The 14,357-nt window shown below is 66.7% G+C and carries 18 protein-coding genes; 13 read left to right on the top strand and 5 right to left on the bottom strand.

The window, feature by feature from the left end; translation table 11 throughout:
• A partial coding sequence (locus ASE31_RS32700) for a hypothetical protein (RefSeq protein WP_235514611.1) occupies nt 1-316 on the bottom strand: 316 nt, incomplete at its 3' end.
• Nucleotides 317-599: 283 nt separating this feature from the next.
• On the opposite strand from ASE31_RS32700, the gene ASE31_RS18475 reads away from it, so the two are divergent.
• Nucleotides 600-1,091, top strand: coding sequence for a hypothetical protein (locus ASE31_RS18475; protein WP_057203298.1), 492 nt, complete (start codon nt 600-602; stop codon nt 1,089-1,091).
• A 27-nt stretch (nt 1,092-1,118) separates the two neighbouring features.
• Here ASE31_RS18475 and ASE31_RS33155 read toward each other — a convergent pair whose 3' ends face one another.
• Genes ASE31_RS33155 through ASE31_RS18465 form a run of 3 tightly spaced genes read right to left on the bottom strand, consistent with a single transcriptional unit; the run spans nt 1,119 to nt 2,530 of the window.
• On the bottom strand, nt 1,119-1,358 hold the full coding sequence (locus ASE31_RS33155; RefSeq protein WP_369818122.1) for a hypothetical protein: 240 nt from the start codon (nt 1,356-1,358) through the stop codon (nt 1,119-1,121).
• Nucleotides 1,355-1,600 carry a hypothetical protein gene (locus tag ASE31_RS33150; RefSeq protein ID WP_369818123.1) on the bottom strand — a complete coding sequence of 82 codons (246 nt, stop codon included), beginning with the start codon at nt 1,598-1,600 and terminating at the stop codon, nt 1,355-1,357. Before ASE31_RS33150 ends, ASE31_RS33155 begins: the two co-directional genes overlap by 4 nt.
• 45 nt (nt 1,601-1,645) lie before the next feature.
• Nucleotides 1,646-2,530, bottom strand: a complete 885-nt coding sequence (locus ASE31_RS18465) for a LysR substrate-binding domain-containing protein (protein ID WP_057203297.1) — start codon at nt 2,528-2,530, stop codon at nt 1,646-1,648.
• Nucleotides 2,531-2,640: 110 nt separating this feature from the next.
• Here ASE31_RS18465 and ASE31_RS18460 point away from each other — a divergent pair, with 110 nt between their 5' ends.
• Nucleotides 2,641-3,225, top strand: a complete 585-nt coding sequence (locus tag ASE31_RS18460) for a DUF4865 family protein (protein WP_057203296.1) — start codon at nt 2,641-2,643, stop codon at nt 3,223-3,225.
• Nucleotides 3,226-3,238: 13 nt separating this feature from the next.
• Here ASE31_RS18460 and ASE31_RS18455 read toward each other — a convergent pair whose 3' ends face one another.
• A complete protein-coding gene (locus ASE31_RS18455; protein WP_057203295.1) occupies nt 3,239-3,676 on the bottom strand; it encodes a hypothetical protein in 438 nt (145 codons plus the stop codon).
• Between the two features lie 382 nt (nt 3,677-4,058).
• Here ASE31_RS18455 and ASE31_RS18450 point away from each other — a divergent pair, with 382 nt between their 5' ends.
• The 11 genes from ASE31_RS18450 to ASE31_RS18400 all read left to right on the top strand — a co-directional run bounded on the left by ASE31_RS18450 (nt 4,059) and on the right by ASE31_RS18400 (nt 14,236).
• On the top strand, nt 4,059-4,742 hold the full coding sequence (locus ASE31_RS18450; protein WP_057203294.1) for an RraA family protein: 684 nt from the start codon (nt 4,059-4,061) through the stop codon (nt 4,740-4,742).
• Complete coding sequence (locus tag ASE31_RS18445; RefSeq protein WP_235514609.1) at nt 4,739-5,977, top strand: aminotransferase class I/II-fold pyridoxal phosphate-dependent enzyme; 1,239 nt, start codon at nt 4,739-4,741, stop codon at nt 5,975-5,977. The genes ASE31_RS18450 and ASE31_RS18445 overlap by 4 nt, the downstream gene beginning before the upstream one ends.
• 36 nt (nt 5,978-6,013) lie before the next feature.
• A complete protein-coding gene (locus tag ASE31_RS18440) occupies nt 6,014-6,838 on the top strand; it encodes an ABC transporter substrate-binding protein (RefSeq protein ID WP_057203292.1) in 825 nt (274 codons plus the stop codon).
• Between the two features lie 66 nt (nt 6,839-6,904).
• A complete protein-coding gene (locus ASE31_RS18435) occupies nt 6,905-7,597 on the top strand; it encodes an amino acid ABC transporter permease (RefSeq protein WP_057203291.1) in 693 nt (230 codons plus the stop codon).
• A complete protein-coding gene (locus tag ASE31_RS18430; RefSeq protein ID WP_057203290.1) occupies nt 7,590-8,279 on the top strand; it encodes an amino acid ABC transporter permease in 690 nt (229 codons plus the stop codon). Before ASE31_RS18435 ends, ASE31_RS18430 begins: the two co-directional genes overlap by 8 nt.
• A 21-nt stretch (nt 8,280-8,300) precedes the next feature.
• Nucleotides 8,301-9,035, top strand: coding sequence for an amino acid ABC transporter ATP-binding protein (locus tag ASE31_RS18425; protein ID WP_057203289.1), 735 nt, complete (start codon nt 8,301-8,303; stop codon nt 9,033-9,035).
• Nucleotides 9,036-9,076: 41 nt separating this feature from the next.
• Nucleotides 9,077-10,096, top strand: coding sequence for a LysR family transcriptional regulator (locus tag ASE31_RS18420; protein ID WP_082604239.1), 1,020 nt, complete (start codon nt 9,077-9,079; stop codon nt 10,094-10,096).
• A 172-nt stretch (nt 10,097-10,268) separates the two neighbouring features.
• Nucleotides 10,269-11,282 carry a glycosyltransferase family 2 protein gene (locus ASE31_RS18415; RefSeq protein WP_082604240.1) on the top strand — a complete coding sequence of 338 codons (1,014 nt, stop codon included), beginning with the start codon at nt 10,269-10,271 and terminating at the stop codon, nt 11,280-11,282.
• Complete coding sequence (locus ASE31_RS18410; RefSeq protein WP_057203288.1) at nt 11,272-12,009, top strand: bifunctional 2-polyprenyl-6-hydroxyphenol methylase/3-demethylubiquinol 3-O-methyltransferase UbiG; 738 nt, start codon at nt 11,272-11,274, stop codon at nt 12,007-12,009. Before ASE31_RS18415 ends, ASE31_RS18410 begins: the two co-directional genes overlap by 11 nt.
• On the top strand, nt 12,006-12,377 hold the full coding sequence (locus tag ASE31_RS18405) for a GtrA family protein (protein WP_162261410.1): 372 nt from the start codon (nt 12,006-12,008) through the stop codon (nt 12,375-12,377). Before ASE31_RS18410 ends, ASE31_RS18405 begins: the two co-directional genes overlap by 4 nt.
• Entirely contained in the window at nt 12,374-14,236 is a 1,863-nt protein-coding gene (locus ASE31_RS18400) for a glycosyltransferase family 39 protein (RefSeq protein WP_057203286.1), read from the top strand. Before ASE31_RS18405 ends, ASE31_RS18400 begins: the two co-directional genes overlap by 4 nt.
• The last annotated feature ends 121 nt before the right edge of the window (nt 14,237-14,357 follow it).

Here is a 14,357-nt window from a genome sequence, read left to right as displayed (position 1 = left end):
GGGGTTGTGCATCTGCGGACCTTACAGGGTGGCAGGTGTTGCACTTCAGTTTTGAATCCGCCACAAGGTAATTCATCGCCTCGTACACTGCTTGGTCAAGGCTTGAATAGCCATTGCGACCATCAATCGTTACCCGAGGAGCAACGCCATAACCAGAATCCCAAACCCAACCATCGAAGGCATCAGGCTTCAAACGGCAATGCGCCCAGCCGTTAGGGGCACCTTCAACGCACGCCACTCGATATTCTTCTGCATATGAATTTCCAGAAAAAACAAATACACAAAGAAATAGAAATTTTACAATATATGTTCGCATTTATTTTCCTCCCTCAATAATTTTTCGACTCAAATTCGGCCGACTTTTTGATCCTCTGCACTGTAGCCAAGATTCTTAACGTTAAGCAACCATGTGTTACCTCAGACGTCCATTTTTTGTAAACGAATGTTTGCACCCCTCGAAGCTTTCAGTTCATTGGGCTGGGTGCGGGCATTTGGGACTCGCGGGGCGGGGTTGCACATTGTTGACCTTAATGAACTTGGCCACGCCCCACTCACCTCATGCAGAATGCCCCGATCTGCCCCAACGAGAAGGAGCCGCCATGGAACGCGCCATCGAACTCGCAGGCTTCTTCGCGGCGCACGGCATCTGGTGCGTGGCCGAGGGGGAGTCCTTGACGCCCATGGTGGCCCAGGAACCGGCGGCCTATGGGCGAAACATGCTGCGCTTTGCTGCCGACCAATTGGAAGACGGCGTCGCCCAAGCGCAGGAGTACCTGGACCAGAACCCAGGCATGGCGGAGCACGCGGCGCTGGTGTATGACGGGTTCATCACCCTCCCCTCCGGTCGCACAGATGCCTTGATCATCGTTGCCCGATGGTATGCAGCGCCTGCAACCACCCTCACCATGGCGGTGCCCTACCGCAACGCGCAATCACCCAGTGGCTTTGCCGTGCACCGGCCCAAGTTCATGGGTTGGCAGGGGCCGGGCACTGCGGACTACAAGCTGCTGGGCGATGCCTTCTTTCGCGGGGTCGAATCGCATGAGGCGGCGGCGCCGGTGTGGGCGCAGCACAATGATGATTCGATTTGAGGCGGCATGGTGCCTCGCTTCGAGGCGCTACACCTGGTGGGGCGAGCGCCGCTGGATGATGAACTCCCGCGCCTGCGCAGGCCTGGTGATTTCGGTCCACTGCAGGTGGCCATGCGCCGGGTCTTCGCGCAGCCCCGCAAACTTCACCCGGTTGCGAGCAAAGGTGGAGTACGACCACCACAGCACCGAGTGGCGCGAGAAGAACGCCATGCGCAGCGATTCGGGGTTGCCGTGGGCCAGTTGGGTGCGCAGCAGGCCCCGGCTCACGGTTGCGTGGCGCGCCCCCACAGCACCTCGCGCAAGGCGGTGTAGTTGCCGTCGGCCACCCAGCACTCGCCCTCGGTCGCGCTGCGCACGCGGGCCTCGAATTGTTCGTGGGGCACGGCTGTCCACTCGGGACCCCAGTACAGGGCATCGAGCTCAATGTGCGGGCTGCCTGTAGCGTGCGCCAGTGCGGCGGCAAAGGTGGACTTGCCGGCACCGCTGGTGCCGACGATGACGTAACGCATGGTGTGTGGGTCGCTCAATTCAATGGCCCAATGGTGCCATGGGGGTCAACCAGCAGCGCCCGCAACCAGGCGCCCCGCCACCACCTCCTGCACCACCGCCTGCAGATGCTCAACCGCAGGGTTGTTGGCAACGCCCACGCTATCGCGGTGCAATGACACGCCCACGGACGGCAGCGCAGGCAGGCCGAGTGGCTTGCCCACGGCGGCCAGGCCGGCCGGAATCTGCGCCGTGGCCCGGGGTGCCACGCCCAGGCCGGCCTGGCAGGCGGCCCAGATGGCCGAGACGCTGGCGCTGGTAAGCACGGTGTGCCAGGGCCGGCCCGTGCGCTCCAGCGCGGCGATGGCGGCCTGGCGAAAGCTGCAGGGCTGCTCCAGCAGCAGCAGGGGCACGGATTCGCCGGGCGGCAGAGGCAGGCCTGGCTGCGCGATCCACTGCGTGGGCAGGCGGGCAATGGTTTGGCCACCAGCCTGCCCACCCGAGGGCTCGCCAAAGGCCAGCACCAGGTCCACCTCGCCGGCCTGCAGTTGGGCCAGCAGCGCGCTGCTGCGGTCCACGCGGATGTCGATGCGCACTGCGGGGTGGGTGCGCGCAAAGCGGGCCAGCGTGGCGGGCAGCCAGCCGTCGGCAAAGTCCTGCGGCATGCCGAAGCGCACGCTGCCTTGCATGCGCGCGCCCTGCAGCGAGAGCACGGCCTCGTCGTTGAGCGCGATGAGCCGCCGCGCATGGCCCACCAGCAACTCGCCCGCCTCGGTCAGCGCCTGCTGGCGGCCCTGTTTGCGAAACAGGGGCGTGCCCACGCGCTCTTCCAGGGCCTTGATCTGCAGGCTCACGGCGCCGGGCGTGCGGTGCAAGCGCTGGGCAGCCTTGCCAAAGCCGCCCAGCTCGACGGCGGTGACCAGGGTTTGCAGGGAAGGCAGGTCAAGCAGCATAGTTTAGCCATTTTAACTATTTATGCGAAAACAATTTGATTGTTTAAAGCAATGGCAGTTTTTACAGTGCATGCACCTCAACCCTGCCCCACCCTTGAAGGACACCTGACATGCTTGCGATGCAATATGGATTTGACCTGCCCGATGACTTCGACATGGCCGCCCTGCGCCGCCGCATACCGGAGATCGGCAGCCGCTTCGACGCCCTGCCCGGCCTGCACCTGAAGGCCTTTTTGCTGGCCGACCGCACGGCCACGGCGCCCAACCGCTACACGCCCTTCTATCTTTGGGACGACCCAGCGGGCGCGGCCGGCTTCGTCACCTCGCCCGACTTTGCGGCCGTGCAGGCGAAGTACGGGCACCCGGTGGTGCATGGCTGGACGCCCATTGCCCACCTGCAAGGCCCGGCCGCCGGCCAGGTGCCGGGCTTTGCCACCCAGCACTTTGCGCAACTGCCGGACACCACGGACCTGGTGCAGCGCGCGGACGACGAACGCGCCACGGCCGCCGCCCTGGCCGGCACGCCGGGGGTGCACAGCGTATTCACGGGGTTGGATGCCCAGGGCTGGCAGGTGAACCGCACGGTGCTGTGGAGCGGGCAGCCGCCAGCGGACGCCGAAGGCCGGGTGTTCGAGCTGTTGTACCTGTCGGCACCCGGCGGGGTGCGCAGCAGCGGCGCTGTGGCGAAGGCTTGACGGGCGGCAACCGTCAAGCCGGGCCTGGTGCCCCGGCTCCGAGGTACCGGGCCATGAAGGCGGCACCCAACACGGTGTCTGGCGGCATGGCGTTCAGGTCGCTGCGCAGGTCTGCCGAGTGCGGCGCGTCCTCTGACAGTTCGCTGTAACCCTCGGTCAGCTGCAGCAACTCGCCCGCCGCGATGGGCCGGGACGGCGCGATGGCATAGCGCTCACGCTGGCGCGACAGGCCCGCCCACTGGGCCAGGGACCTGGGTTGCCGGCCCGTCCATTGGAGGACATGGAAAAGGCCCTGGGCATCGACGAACCAGGCCAGGCCGCCCTCGCCCAGTTGGTTGATGCCGATTTCGAGTTCGCCACCCTTCGGATCGAGCCGGCCGATGCCGTCGAACCACCCCTGCGGCGCGATGACGATGCGCCGGTGGCTGCTGAGGATGAGGGGGTATTGCATGGGTGCCAGGGGTTTTGGACCACAGACTACCATCGGCCCCCGCATTTTTTGAACGGAATGCGCGCACCGGCGCAGTGCCCGAGTGCACCAGCAGGCGGCGGGCTGTGGCTGCGTGGCTGTCGAACAGGGCCTGCGCAAGCGGGCTGGGCGCCTGCAGTGCCGAGCCAACCCGTTTCAGCCAGGGGCGGGGCTTTCCGGCGGAAATGGAGTGCCCCCGTACGCCCTTGAAGGCGCTTTTTTCAGCGAATTGCGCCATCGCACTGCCGTGGTGCAAACCAACATCACGAATTTTTTTCGTGATGTAGGCCGAATTTATATCGTTTGGCCGATGGGTAGGTGCGCGACTTTAATCAAGTTCCGTTCAATTTCCTGTCACAAATTCATGTCTTCCGTCGGTTTTCGTATCAACGAGCGGCCCGCCGCCCGCATCAGCGCCGAGGCGCTTGCGCAGTTCGCCACCGTGGGCTCCGCGCAGATCAGTGACTGCATGGGCCGCCTGTACGGCGTGGTGGGCCTGGCGCCGCGCCATGCCGCCAGCGCCCTGCGCATGGTGGGCCTGGCGGTGACCGTGAAGGCCCGGCCGGGCGACAACCTGATGATCCACAAGGCGATTGCGCTGGCGCAGCCGGGCGACGTGATCGTGGTGGATGGCGCAGGCGAGGCCACCAATGCGCTGGGGGGCGAGTTGATGGCCATGGACGCCGAGGGGCGCGGCGTGGCCGGCTTCGTGATCGACGGTGCGATCCGTGATGCGGATGTGTTCGCTCAGGGTGCGTTCCCTTGCTTTGCACGCTCCGTGTCGCACCGGGGGCCCTACAAGGACGGCCCGGGTGAGATCAATGTGCCCGTGAGCATCGGCGGCCAGGTGGTGTGCGCCGGTGACGTGGTGGTGGGCGATGCCGATGGCGTGATCGCCATCCCGGCGGCCATTGCCGAGGACGTGCTGGCCCTGGCCCTGAAGAAGGAGGCGGACGAGGCCGGCATCAAGGAGCGCATCCGCGCGGGCACCTACACCAAGCCTTGGGTGGACAAGACCATTGCCGCCAAAACCGCGGGAGGCGCATGAGCATGACCAACGCCGCCGCCCTTGCCACCAGCCCCAGCATCGTTTCCGAGCGCATCCAGCGCATCAAGCTGTCGCCCAGCGTGGCGGTGCGCACCATCATTGCCCAGCTGCGCGAGCAGGGCCGCCGCATCATCGACCTGACCATTGGCGAGCCTGATTTCTCCACGCCCGAGCACATCTGCGCGGCCGCCACGGCGGCCATGGCGCGGGGCGAGACCAAGTACCCCGCATCGCAGGGCACGCCAGCCCTGCGCAAGGCGGTGGCGGCGCGCATGCAGGCCGACTGGGGGGTGAGCTACCCGGTGGGGCAGATCATCGTGAGCACGGGCGCCAAGCAGGTGATTTACAACGCGCTGGCGGCCACGCTCAACGAGGGCGATGAAGTCATCATCCCCGCGCCTTTCTGGGTGTCGTACCCCGACATGGTGGTGGTCAACGGCGGCACGCCGGTGATTGCCCATGCCACGCCCGAGCAGGGCTACAAGCTCACGCCCGAGGCGCTGGAGCGCGCCATCACGCCGCGCACCAAGTGGCTGATGATGAACTCGCCCAGCAACCCCACGGGCGCGCTATACACCCGCGAGGACCTGGAAGGCCTGTGCGCCGTGCTGCTGCGCCACCCCCACGTGTGGCTGATGACGGATGATATCTACGCCCGCCTGAACTTCACCGGCAGCCCTACCGTGCACCCCATCCAGGTGGCGCCCGCGCTGGCCGCGCGCACGCTGCTGGTCAACGGTGTCTCCAAGGCCTATGCCATGACGGGCTGGCGCATCGGCTTCGGGGCCGGCCCCGAGCCGCTGATCCAGGCCATGGCGGTGCTGCAGTCGCAAAGCACCTCGGGCGCATCGTCCATCAGCCAGGCTGCGGCGCTGGAGGCACTGACCGGCCCGCAGGACTGTGTGCAGCAGTTTGCCGCCACCTTCCGCGAGCGGCGCGACGTGGCGGTGAGGCTGATGTCGGGCATCGACGGCCTGAAGGTGGTGGTGCCCGAGGGCGCGTTCTACGTGTTCCCTGACTGCAATGGCCTGATGGGCAAGACCACGCCCACGGGCGAGGTGCTGCGCACCGATACCGACCTGACCAACTACCTGCTGCGCGAAGCCGGCGTGGCACTCATCGATGGCACGGCGTATGGTGCCCCCGGCACCTTCCGCCTGTCGTTCGCGGCGTCCATGGACGCCATAGCGCAAGGCTGCGAAGGCATCCGTGCCGCCTGCGCAAAACTGATTTAACCCGCCCCGCCCTTTGACAACCTCTAGGATTCAGCCATGAAGCAAATCAAATTCCTGATCGGTGCATGCCTTGCCCTGCCGGCCCTGACCGCCAGCCTCGCCGCCCATGCGGACCAGTTGGCCGACATCAAGCAAAAAGGCGAACTCGTCTGCGGCACGCTGGGCACCTCGCAGCCCTTCAGCTTTCAGGACGGTGCCACGCGCGAGCTGGTGGGCTATGACGTGGACGTGTGCAAGCTGGTCGCGGCCAAGCTGGGCGTGAAGGTGCAGTTCAAGCTGCTGTCGGTGGCGGCGCGCGTGCCCGAGCTGAACGAGTCGCGCGTGGACATTTTGGCCGCCAACCTGGGCTACTCGCCCGAGCGCGCCGAGCAGATCGCCTTCTCGCACGCCTACTTTCAGAGCCCGCAAAAGCTGCTGACGCGCGCCGAGTCCAAGTTCACCAAGATCGAAGACCTGACGGGCAAGCGCATCAGCGCCACCAAGGGTTCGAGCTCGGAGCGCGAGATCAAGGCGCGCCTGCCGGGCTCGCAGGTGCTGGGCTTTGCGGACAGCTCGGCCGCCTACCTGGCGCTGCAGCAAAAGAAGGTGGACGGGCAGTTCGCTTCTGAGCTGGTGCTGGCCCGGCTGGTGCTGCAAAGCCCACCCACCTCGCCCGTGGTGATCATGGACAAGGCCGTGTTCGACGAACCCTGGGGCCTGGGCATGCGCAAGAGCGAGACGGGCTTCATCGCCGCCGTGAACAAGGTGCTGGAAGAGGCCGAGAAGTCCGGCGAAGCGGCTGCCATCTTCGACAAGTGGATGGGCGCCGCCAGCCCCTACAAGCTCAAGCGCAGCTTCACCGTCGCACCCATCCCGCGTTGATCCGTTCTTGTTGCTGATCGGCAAGCCGCCGTCCGCCGGCGGCTTGCCCGAGAGAAAAATGGCCCCATGAAATTCCTAGACTCCGCCCAGCTGCTGCAACTGGCTTCCGGCATGGTCACCACGCTGCAGCTGTTCGCGGTGGCCTGGGTGCTGGCCTTCACCATTGCGCTCACGCTCACGGTGGTGCGTACGGCCAACGTCCGGGCCACCACCTTCATCGTGGACGCGTATGTGGAATACCACCGCAACGTGCCCCTGCTGGTGCAGGTGCTGTTCTGGTACTTCGGCATGCCCGAGCTGCTGCCCGACGGGGTGCGCGCCTGGCTGTACCAGCACAACGCGGAAATGTCGCTCGCGGCCATCGCCCTGGGCCTGGGCTCGGCCGCCTACATCGCAGAGGACATCCGCAGCGGGCTGCGCGCCATCCCCACCACGCAGTTCGAAGCGGCGCGCGCCCTGGGCTGCAGCTACCTGCAGTGCATGCGCCTGGTGATCGTGCCGCAGGCGCTGCGCATCGCCATACCGCCGCTGGTGGGCCGCGCCCTCCTGCTCTTCAAGAACACCAGCGTGGCCATGGCCATCGGCGTGGTGGAGCTGACCTACCAGACCCGTGAAATCGAAAACGAAACCTACCGCACCTTCGCCACGTTCGGCGCGGCGACGATCATGTATTTGATCGGCTCCTTCCTGCTGATGTACGTCGGCTCGCGCATCCAGGCGCACTACAGCCTTGCGCGCAAGGAGGGCCGCCGTGCTTGACATCATTCGCGAATACTGGCCCCTGCTGCTGGTAGGCCAGTACCCCCACGGCCCGCTGGGCGGCCTGGCGATGACGCTCATCGTGGCCGGCCTGGGCCTGCTGCTGTCGCTGCCGCTGGCGCTGATGATCGCCATCGCCCGCGTCAGCCCCTACCGCTGGGTGGCGCGCTGCGCCGCCGCGCTGGTGCATGTGGTGCGCGGCATGCCGCTGCTCATGCTGATCTTCTGGGCCTACTTCGTGGTGCCCAAGGTCACGGGCCATGCGGTGAGCGGTTTCACCACGCTGGTGTGCGCCCTGGTGATCTATGAAAGCGCCTACCTTTCGGAGGTGATCCGCTCAGGGATAGAGGCCATCCCCAGGGGGCAGATCGAGGCCTCGCGCTCGCTGGGCATGGGCTACTGGCGCACCATGTTCAAGGTGGTGCTGCCGCAGGCGCTGTTCAACGTGCTGCCCAGCATGACGAGCCAGTTCGTCTCCACCGTCAAGGAGACCTCGCTGGGCTACGTGATCAGTGTCAACGAGCTGACCTTTGCCGCCAACCAGGTGAACAACCTGGTGCTGACCAAGCCGCTGCAGGTGTTCGGCGTGCTGGCCATCATCTACTTCATCGTCTGCTTCACCCTGAGCCGCGGCGTGAGCCTGCTGGACGCCCGGGTGCGCCGCACCCGCGCCATGCGCTAAACCCTTTTCTGATCGATCGCCATGATCCAACTCGAACAAGTCAACAAGTGGTTCGGTGAGAACCACGTCCTCAAGAACGTGGACCTGCGCATCGCCGCCGGCGAGGTCGTCGTGGTCTGCGGGCCCTCGGGCTCGGGCAAGTCCACGCTGATCCGCACCATCAACCGGCTCGAACCCATCGATAAAGGCCGCATCACCGTGAACGGCCAGAACGTGTACGCCAAGGACCTGAACATCAACACGCTGCGCGCGGGCATCGGCTTCGTGTTCCAGAGCTTCAACCTGTTTCCCCACATGAGCGTGCTGGACAACGTGATGTTTGCGCCCCTGAACATTCGAAAGACCCCGCGCGATACGGCCATGGCCGATGCCAAGGTGCTGCTCGAGCGCGTGGGCCTGTCGCACAAGCTCGATGCCTATCCGGGCAACCTCTCGGGCGGGCAGCAGCAGCGGGTGGCCATTGCCCGTGCGCTGGCCCTGAAGCCGCCGGTGATGCTGTTCGACGAGCCCACCAGCGCGCTCGACCCAGAGATGGTGGGCGAGGTGCTGCAGGTGATGAAGTCGCTGGCCCGGGACGGCATGACCATGGTCTGCGTGACGCACGAGATGGGCTTTGCCCGCGAGGTGAGCGACCGCGTGGTGTTCATGGACGCAGGCGAGATCCTGGAGAGCGATACGCCGGCCAATTTCTTCAGCGCGCCCAAGCATCCGCGCGCGCAGCGCTTTCTGTCCGACATCCTCCCGAGCCACGGCTGACCAGCCCCTTGGTACTGTCCGGCAGGGGTATGCTTTCCGGGATGTACACCCTCAAGCAGATGGAGGCGTTCTACTGGAGCGCGCAACTCGGTAGCTTCAGCGCTTCGTCCCGCAAGCTGCACACCACGCAGTCGGCCATTGCCAAGCGCGTGGCCGAGCTGGAGGCCTTCAGCGGCATGCCGCTGCTGGACCGCAAGACCAAGCAATTGGTGCTCACCCCGCGCGGGCGCCAAATGATGGAGCTGGCGCAGGAGACGCTGGAGCTGAGCAGCCGCGTGGTGCAGCAGCTCGCTTCGGCCCAGAGCTTCGAGGGCGTGGTGCGCCTGGGCGTGACCGAGCTGGTGGGCCTGACCTGGCTGGCGCCGCTGATCGACCAGGTCAGCCGCAGCTACCCGCAACTCACGCTGATGCCCGAGATCGATGGCGGCGTGACGCTGTACCGCAAGCTGGCCGAGGATACGCTGGACATGGCCATCATGCCCGGCCCGTTCTGGAGCTATGAATACGACTGCGTGCCCCTGGGCTCCATCCGCAACGAGTGGATGGCCAGCCCGGCGCTGGGCTTCGACCCCTCGGTGACGCTGGCGCCGCGCGACCTGGTGGCCCACCCGGTGATCACCCAGCCGGTCAACTCGGCCCTGTCGCATCTGTACGACGCCTGGTTCACCGAGCAGGGCCTGGCCGTGAACCGCGTGCTCACCTGCAACAACATGGTAGTGGTGGCGCGCCTGACCATGCTGGGCCTGGGCATCAGCTACCTGCCCCCGGCCCTGTTCTCACCCATGGTGGAGCGCGGCGAGCTGGTGCAGCTGCGCGTGAGCCCCGATCTGCCGCGCGTGCACTACTACGCGGTGTTTAGGAAGAACGTGGTGAGCCCCACCGTGGCCAAGGTGATCGAGATCGCCCAGGCGGTGTGCGATTTCGACGCGCAGGAGCAGCGGGGCAGCCAGTGGGTGGCGACCATGCCGTCGGCCACGCCAAAAGCACCTGCGCCGGGCAAAGCCAATGCGGCGCTTGCCCGGGCATTGGCTCGGGCCAAGGGCGGTAGAAAGGACGGGTGATCCCCGTCACGCATGCCTCCTGGCAACCTACAGGCCAGGCCCGCTGCATGGTGTATCTTCAGCGGTCCGCGCCTTGCGCCTACCGCGACCTGCGGAGGCCTTCCCAGGGCGAGCCAATCTTGAAGCACCATTGATCGACAACGCCCTTTCGCCCTCTCTGCCAGCCAACCAAATGGACAGCAGCAACGCCAGCGCCCCCGCACTGCTCTCGGTGGTGTGCCCGATGTACAACGAAGAGGCCGCGCTCGACCTGTTTTTTGCGCAGCTGCTGCCGGTGCTGGCGCAGACCGGCCTGGCCTTCGAGATCGTCTGCGTGAACGACGGCAGCCGCGATGGCACGCTGGCTCGGCTGCAGGCGCTGTGTGCCACGGTGCCGGGCCTCAGGGTGGTCGACCTGTCGCGCAACTTCGGCAAGGAGGCGGCGCTGACCTGCGGCATCGACCATGCGCTGGGCGCGGCCGTGGTGCCGATCGATGCGGACCTGCAGGACCCGCCCGAACTCATTCTGGAGATGGTGCGGTTGTGGCAGCAGGGTTTTGACGTGGTGCTGGCCCAGCGCACCGACCGCAGCGCGGACCATTTGCTCAAGCGCAAGACCTCGGAGTGGTTCTACCGGCTGCACAACCGCATTTCCGACTCGCAGATACCGCCGAATGTGGGCGATTTCCGGCTGATGGACCGCCAGGTGGTGGATGCGCTCAAGCGCCTGCCCGAGCGGCGCCGGTTCATGAAGGGGCTGTTTGCCTGGGTGGGTTTTCGCCAGGCGACGATTCCCTACACCCGGCCAGCCCGCGCGGCTGGGGACACCAAATTCTCTGGCTGGGGCCTGTGGAACCTGGCGGTGGAGGGGGTGACCTCGTTCTCGACCGTGCCGCTGCGCATCTGGACCTACCTGGGCCTGGCCGTCGCGCTGCTGGCGTTCGGCTATGGCCTGGTCATCGTGGGCCAGGTGCTGCTGTTCGGGCGCGACGCGCCGGGCTATGCGTCGCTGATCACGGTGGTGCTGTTTCTGGGCGGGCTGCAGCTCATCGGGCTGGGCGTGCTGGGGGAGTACCTGGGCCGGGTGTACATGGAGTCCAAGGGGCGGCCGATCTACCTGGTGCGCGAGCCTGCCGAACCACCGCAACATACGCCACCCGCGCAACCGGCCGCACCACACCCACCAACCAATCACCATGCGCCCTGAACTGCTTGCCCAGATGGCCGCAGTGCAGCAGACCCACTGGTGGTTTGCTGCACGGCGCGACATTCTTTCTTCCGTCATCGACGGCCTGGACTTGCCGGCCGCCCAACCCCGCGTGCTGGAGATCGGCTGCGGCCCAGGCGGCAACCTGGCCATGCTGGCGCGACACGGCAGCCTGAGCGCCATGGAATACGCGCCCGAGGCGCGTGCCGCAGCGGCCAGCCTGGGGCTGTGCCCCGTTGAGGCCGGCGGCTTGCCCGAGCCCGTGCCGTTTGCCGATGGCAGCTTCGACCTGGTCTGCCTGCTCGACGTGCTGGAGCACGTGGAGCACGACGACGCTGCGCTGGCCCGCGTGGCCCGGCTGCTCAAGCCTGGGGGGCGGCTGCTGCTCACCGTGCCTGCGTACCAGTGGCTGTGGTCGGACCACGACGTGGACCACCACCACCACCGGCGCTACACCGCCAGCCGGCTGCGCTCCAAGGCCACAACGGCCGGCCTGGTGGTGCACCGCGCGGGCTACTTCAATACCGTGCTGTTCCCGCTGATCGCGCTGGCCCGTCTGGTGGGCAAGCTGACGGGGCGCACAGGCGGCGATGCCGACACTGCCCTGCCCGCACCCTGGCTCAACGCCACCTTGCGCACCCTGTTCGGGGCTGAGCGCCCGCTGGTGGCGCGCATGGGTCTGCCATTCGGCACGTCGGTGATCGCGGTAATGGGTCGTTCCTCTTGACCGGCATTCGTCGCTCTGCCCTCGGCTTTGCCTTGGTGGGGGTACTGTCCACGCTCACGCATGTGTGCGTGGCAACCGTGCTGATCGAGTGGCTGGGCGCGCGAGCGCCGCTGGCCAATGGCGTGGCCTTCGTGGTGGCCACGCTGCTGTCCTATGTGGCCAACACGCGCTGGAGCTTTGGCGCGCGCCTGGGCATGGCTACAGCCGGGCGCTTTGCGCTGGTGGCCGGGACGGCAGGCCTGATGAGCATGGGTATTGCCTGGCTGGTGGAGCGCGCTGGCGGGCACTATGCGCTGGGCATTGCGCTGGTGGTGGTTTTCGTGCCCGCTTTCAGCTTCGTCGGCCATCGGAGCTTCACGTACCGATGAGTACCTCGCTGACCCCGCCCCGACCGGCGTGGCGCACGGGCCTCCTTGCCGCGGCCCTGCTCTGCGCCCTGGTGCTGGTGCTGCATGGCAGCGCCCTGCAAGCCGGCTGGCGCTGGGATGATGGCACGCACCTCTTCAATGTGACGCAGTACACCCCCTGGTCGGTGTTCCTGGACCCCGAGGTGACGCGCGCGGTGTCGGGCAACCAGCTGGCACCGTGGAACCTGTTCATCTACCAGCTCAACACGTCCCTCTTCGGCCTGCGGCCGCAGCTCTTTTACCTGCATCACCTGCTATCGCTGGCGGCCGCCGCGCTCGCGCTGTACCTGCTGCTGCGCCAGTGGCTCAGCCCCTGGAGGGCGCTGCTGCCCGCCACCCTGCTGCTCCTGGGTGCCCCGGCCTTCCACATGGCGCAGCAGCTGATGGTGGGGCACTACATCGACGGCCTGACGTTCGCCTGCCTGTCGCTGTGGGCCTACGTCCGCGCGGTACGCCTGGGCCAATGGCGCTGGGCGCTGCTGGCAGCAGTGTTCTACCTGATGTCCACGCTGTGCAAGGAGGTCTATGTCCCCTGGATCGCGCTGACACTGTTCGTGCCGCTGCCTGCGGGTTCGCCACCCGGATGGCTGGCGCGCTGGCGCTATGCCCTGCCCAGTGTGGCGGTGGCCTTGGGTTATGCGGTGGTGCGCATCCAGGTGTTCGAGGGCGCGGGCGGTTACCACAGCAGTGCGTTGACGGGCTGGCACGACCTGCCCGGGGTGCTCACCACCGTGGCCCGCATGCTTACCGAGGGGCTGCTGGGTGCCGGAGCGCCGGGCCTCGTCGCTACTGCCCTGTGCCTGGTCTGCGCGGTGGCCAGCCTGGCGGCCCAGCCGGCACAGTTGCGCATGCGGGCTGCGCTGGGCATGGCAGCTGCTGCCACGGTGGTGGTGTTTCCGCTGCTGTTCGTGGCGCGCCCCGGTTTTGAATGGATGCTGCACGCGCGCATCCTCTGGGTTCCCTGGGTGTCCCTGTGCGTGCTGTGGTGCCTGCCCTGGCCCAGGCACCTGGCACGCTGGCACGTGGCGGCATTGCTTGTATTCAGCGCGGCGGCTGCGCACCAGGCCTGGGTGCAGCGCCAGCATGACCGCCCGATCGAGGCGATGTTCGATGCGCACTACGGCTTCGTCCTTCAGCCTCCGGCAGGCCAGGCGCTGCTGCCCGCCGAGTTCAACTCGCCCGGCTATCTGACTGCAGTGACCATGGGCGCCCATGTGGCGCGCCAGCGGCTCGCGCCCGCCACGGCGCACCCGGCGCCGGCGTTGGTGCGCCAGGAGCCCGCAGACGCTGCCGAGCGGACCCGCATCCTCGTCTGGCAGGAGGGCTGCCGCTGCCTCATGCCCTTGGGCGACCTGCCACCCGCGCAGCAGCAGGCGGCGCTGCAATCGCAGCTGGGCAACCAGGCATTCGCCATTCCGCTGCGTCGGCCGCTGCCCTACATCGCCAATGCGCAGGGTGGTGCCATTGATGCGATCACTGTGGTCGACCGGCAGGTGCGCCTGACAGGCTGGACCCCCACCATCGGGCCAGGCCGCAAGCTGTTCATCACCGGCTTCGACGAGGTGCCCCTGGTGGAGATAGCCAGCGTGCAGCGCCCCGACGTGGCCAGCCAAATGCAGCGCCCGGACATGCTGGGGGCAGGCTTCGAGGCCACACTGAGCTTCAGCAGTACACAGGCGGCGCAAACCGCCAGCACCGAGCTGTGCGCCGTAGCCCCTGGCCATTTGCCTGGGCAGCAGCACCAGTTCCTGCTGCTGCCGATAGCCGGCAGCAAGCAGTGCCAGGGGGTGCTCATGCCCGCGGCAACCCGGCACAGGTGACGGTATGGCGGGTCCGACGAAACCAGCATGGCGGGCAGAACTGGCAGCACTGGGCGTGCTCTGCCTGCTGACCTTCGCGCTGCACGGCAGCGCCCTGCAGGGCTACTGGCGCTGGGACGAC

It is taken from the genome of Acidovorax sp. Root217 (genome assembly GCF_001428645.1).
Lineage (GTDB): Bacteria > Pseudomonadota > Gammaproteobacteria > Burkholderiales > Burkholderiaceae_C > Acidovorax.
This window is presented reverse-complemented; position numbering and strand designations above follow the sequence as displayed.

What these genes read in the sequence shown, in the direction of transcription:
- ASE31_RS18475 (WP_057203298.1), top strand. Translation starts at nt 600, where the DNA reads ATGGAACGCGCCATCGAACTCGCAGGCTTCTTCGCGGCGCACGGCATC.
- ASE31_RS33150 (WP_369818123.1), bottom strand. Translation starts at nt 1,600, where the DNA reads ATGCGTTACGTCATCGTCGGCACCAGCGGTGCCGGCAAGTCCACCTTT.
- ASE31_RS18465 (WP_057203297.1), bottom strand. Translation starts at nt 2,530, where the DNA reads ATGCTGCTTGACCTGCCTTCCCTGCAAACCCTGGTCACCGCCGTCGAG.
- ASE31_RS18460 (WP_057203296.1), top strand. Translation starts at nt 2,641, where the DNA reads ATGCTTGCGATGCAATATGGATTTGACCTGCCCGATGACTTCGACATG.
- ASE31_RS18455 (WP_057203295.1), bottom strand. Translation starts at nt 3,676, where the DNA reads ATGCAATACCCCCTCATCCTCAGCAGCCACCGGCGCATCGTCATCGCG.
- ASE31_RS18450 (WP_057203294.1), top strand. Translation starts at nt 4,059, where the DNA reads ATGTCTTCCGTCGGTTTTCGTATCAACGAGCGGCCCGCCGCCCGCATC.
- ASE31_RS18445 (WP_235514609.1), top strand. Translation starts at nt 4,739, where the DNA reads ATGAGCATGACCAACGCCGCCGCCCTTGCCACCAGCCCCAGCATCGTT.
- ASE31_RS18440 (WP_057203292.1), top strand. Translation starts at nt 6,014, where the DNA reads ATGAAGCAAATCAAATTCCTGATCGGTGCATGCCTTGCCCTGCCGGCC.
- ASE31_RS18435 (WP_057203291.1), top strand. Translation starts at nt 6,905, where the DNA reads ATGAAATTCCTAGACTCCGCCCAGCTGCTGCAACTGGCTTCCGGCATG.
- ASE31_RS18425 (WP_057203289.1), top strand. Translation starts at nt 8,301, where the DNA reads ATGATCCAACTCGAACAAGTCAACAAGTGGTTCGGTGAGAACCACGTC.
- ASE31_RS18420 (WP_082604239.1), top strand. Translation starts at nt 9,077, where the DNA reads ATGTACACCCTCAAGCAGATGGAGGCGTTCTACTGGAGCGCGCAACTC.
- ASE31_RS18415 (WP_082604240.1), top strand. Translation starts at nt 10,269, where the DNA reads ATGGACAGCAGCAACGCCAGCGCCCCCGCACTGCTCTCGGTGGTGTGC.
- ASE31_RS18410 (WP_057203288.1), top strand. Translation starts at nt 11,272, where the DNA reads ATGCGCCCTGAACTGCTTGCCCAGATGGCCGCAGTGCAGCAGACCCAC.
- ASE31_RS18400 (WP_057203286.1), top strand. Translation starts at nt 12,374, where the DNA reads ATGAGTACCTCGCTGACCCCGCCCCGACCGGCGTGGCGCACGGGCCTC.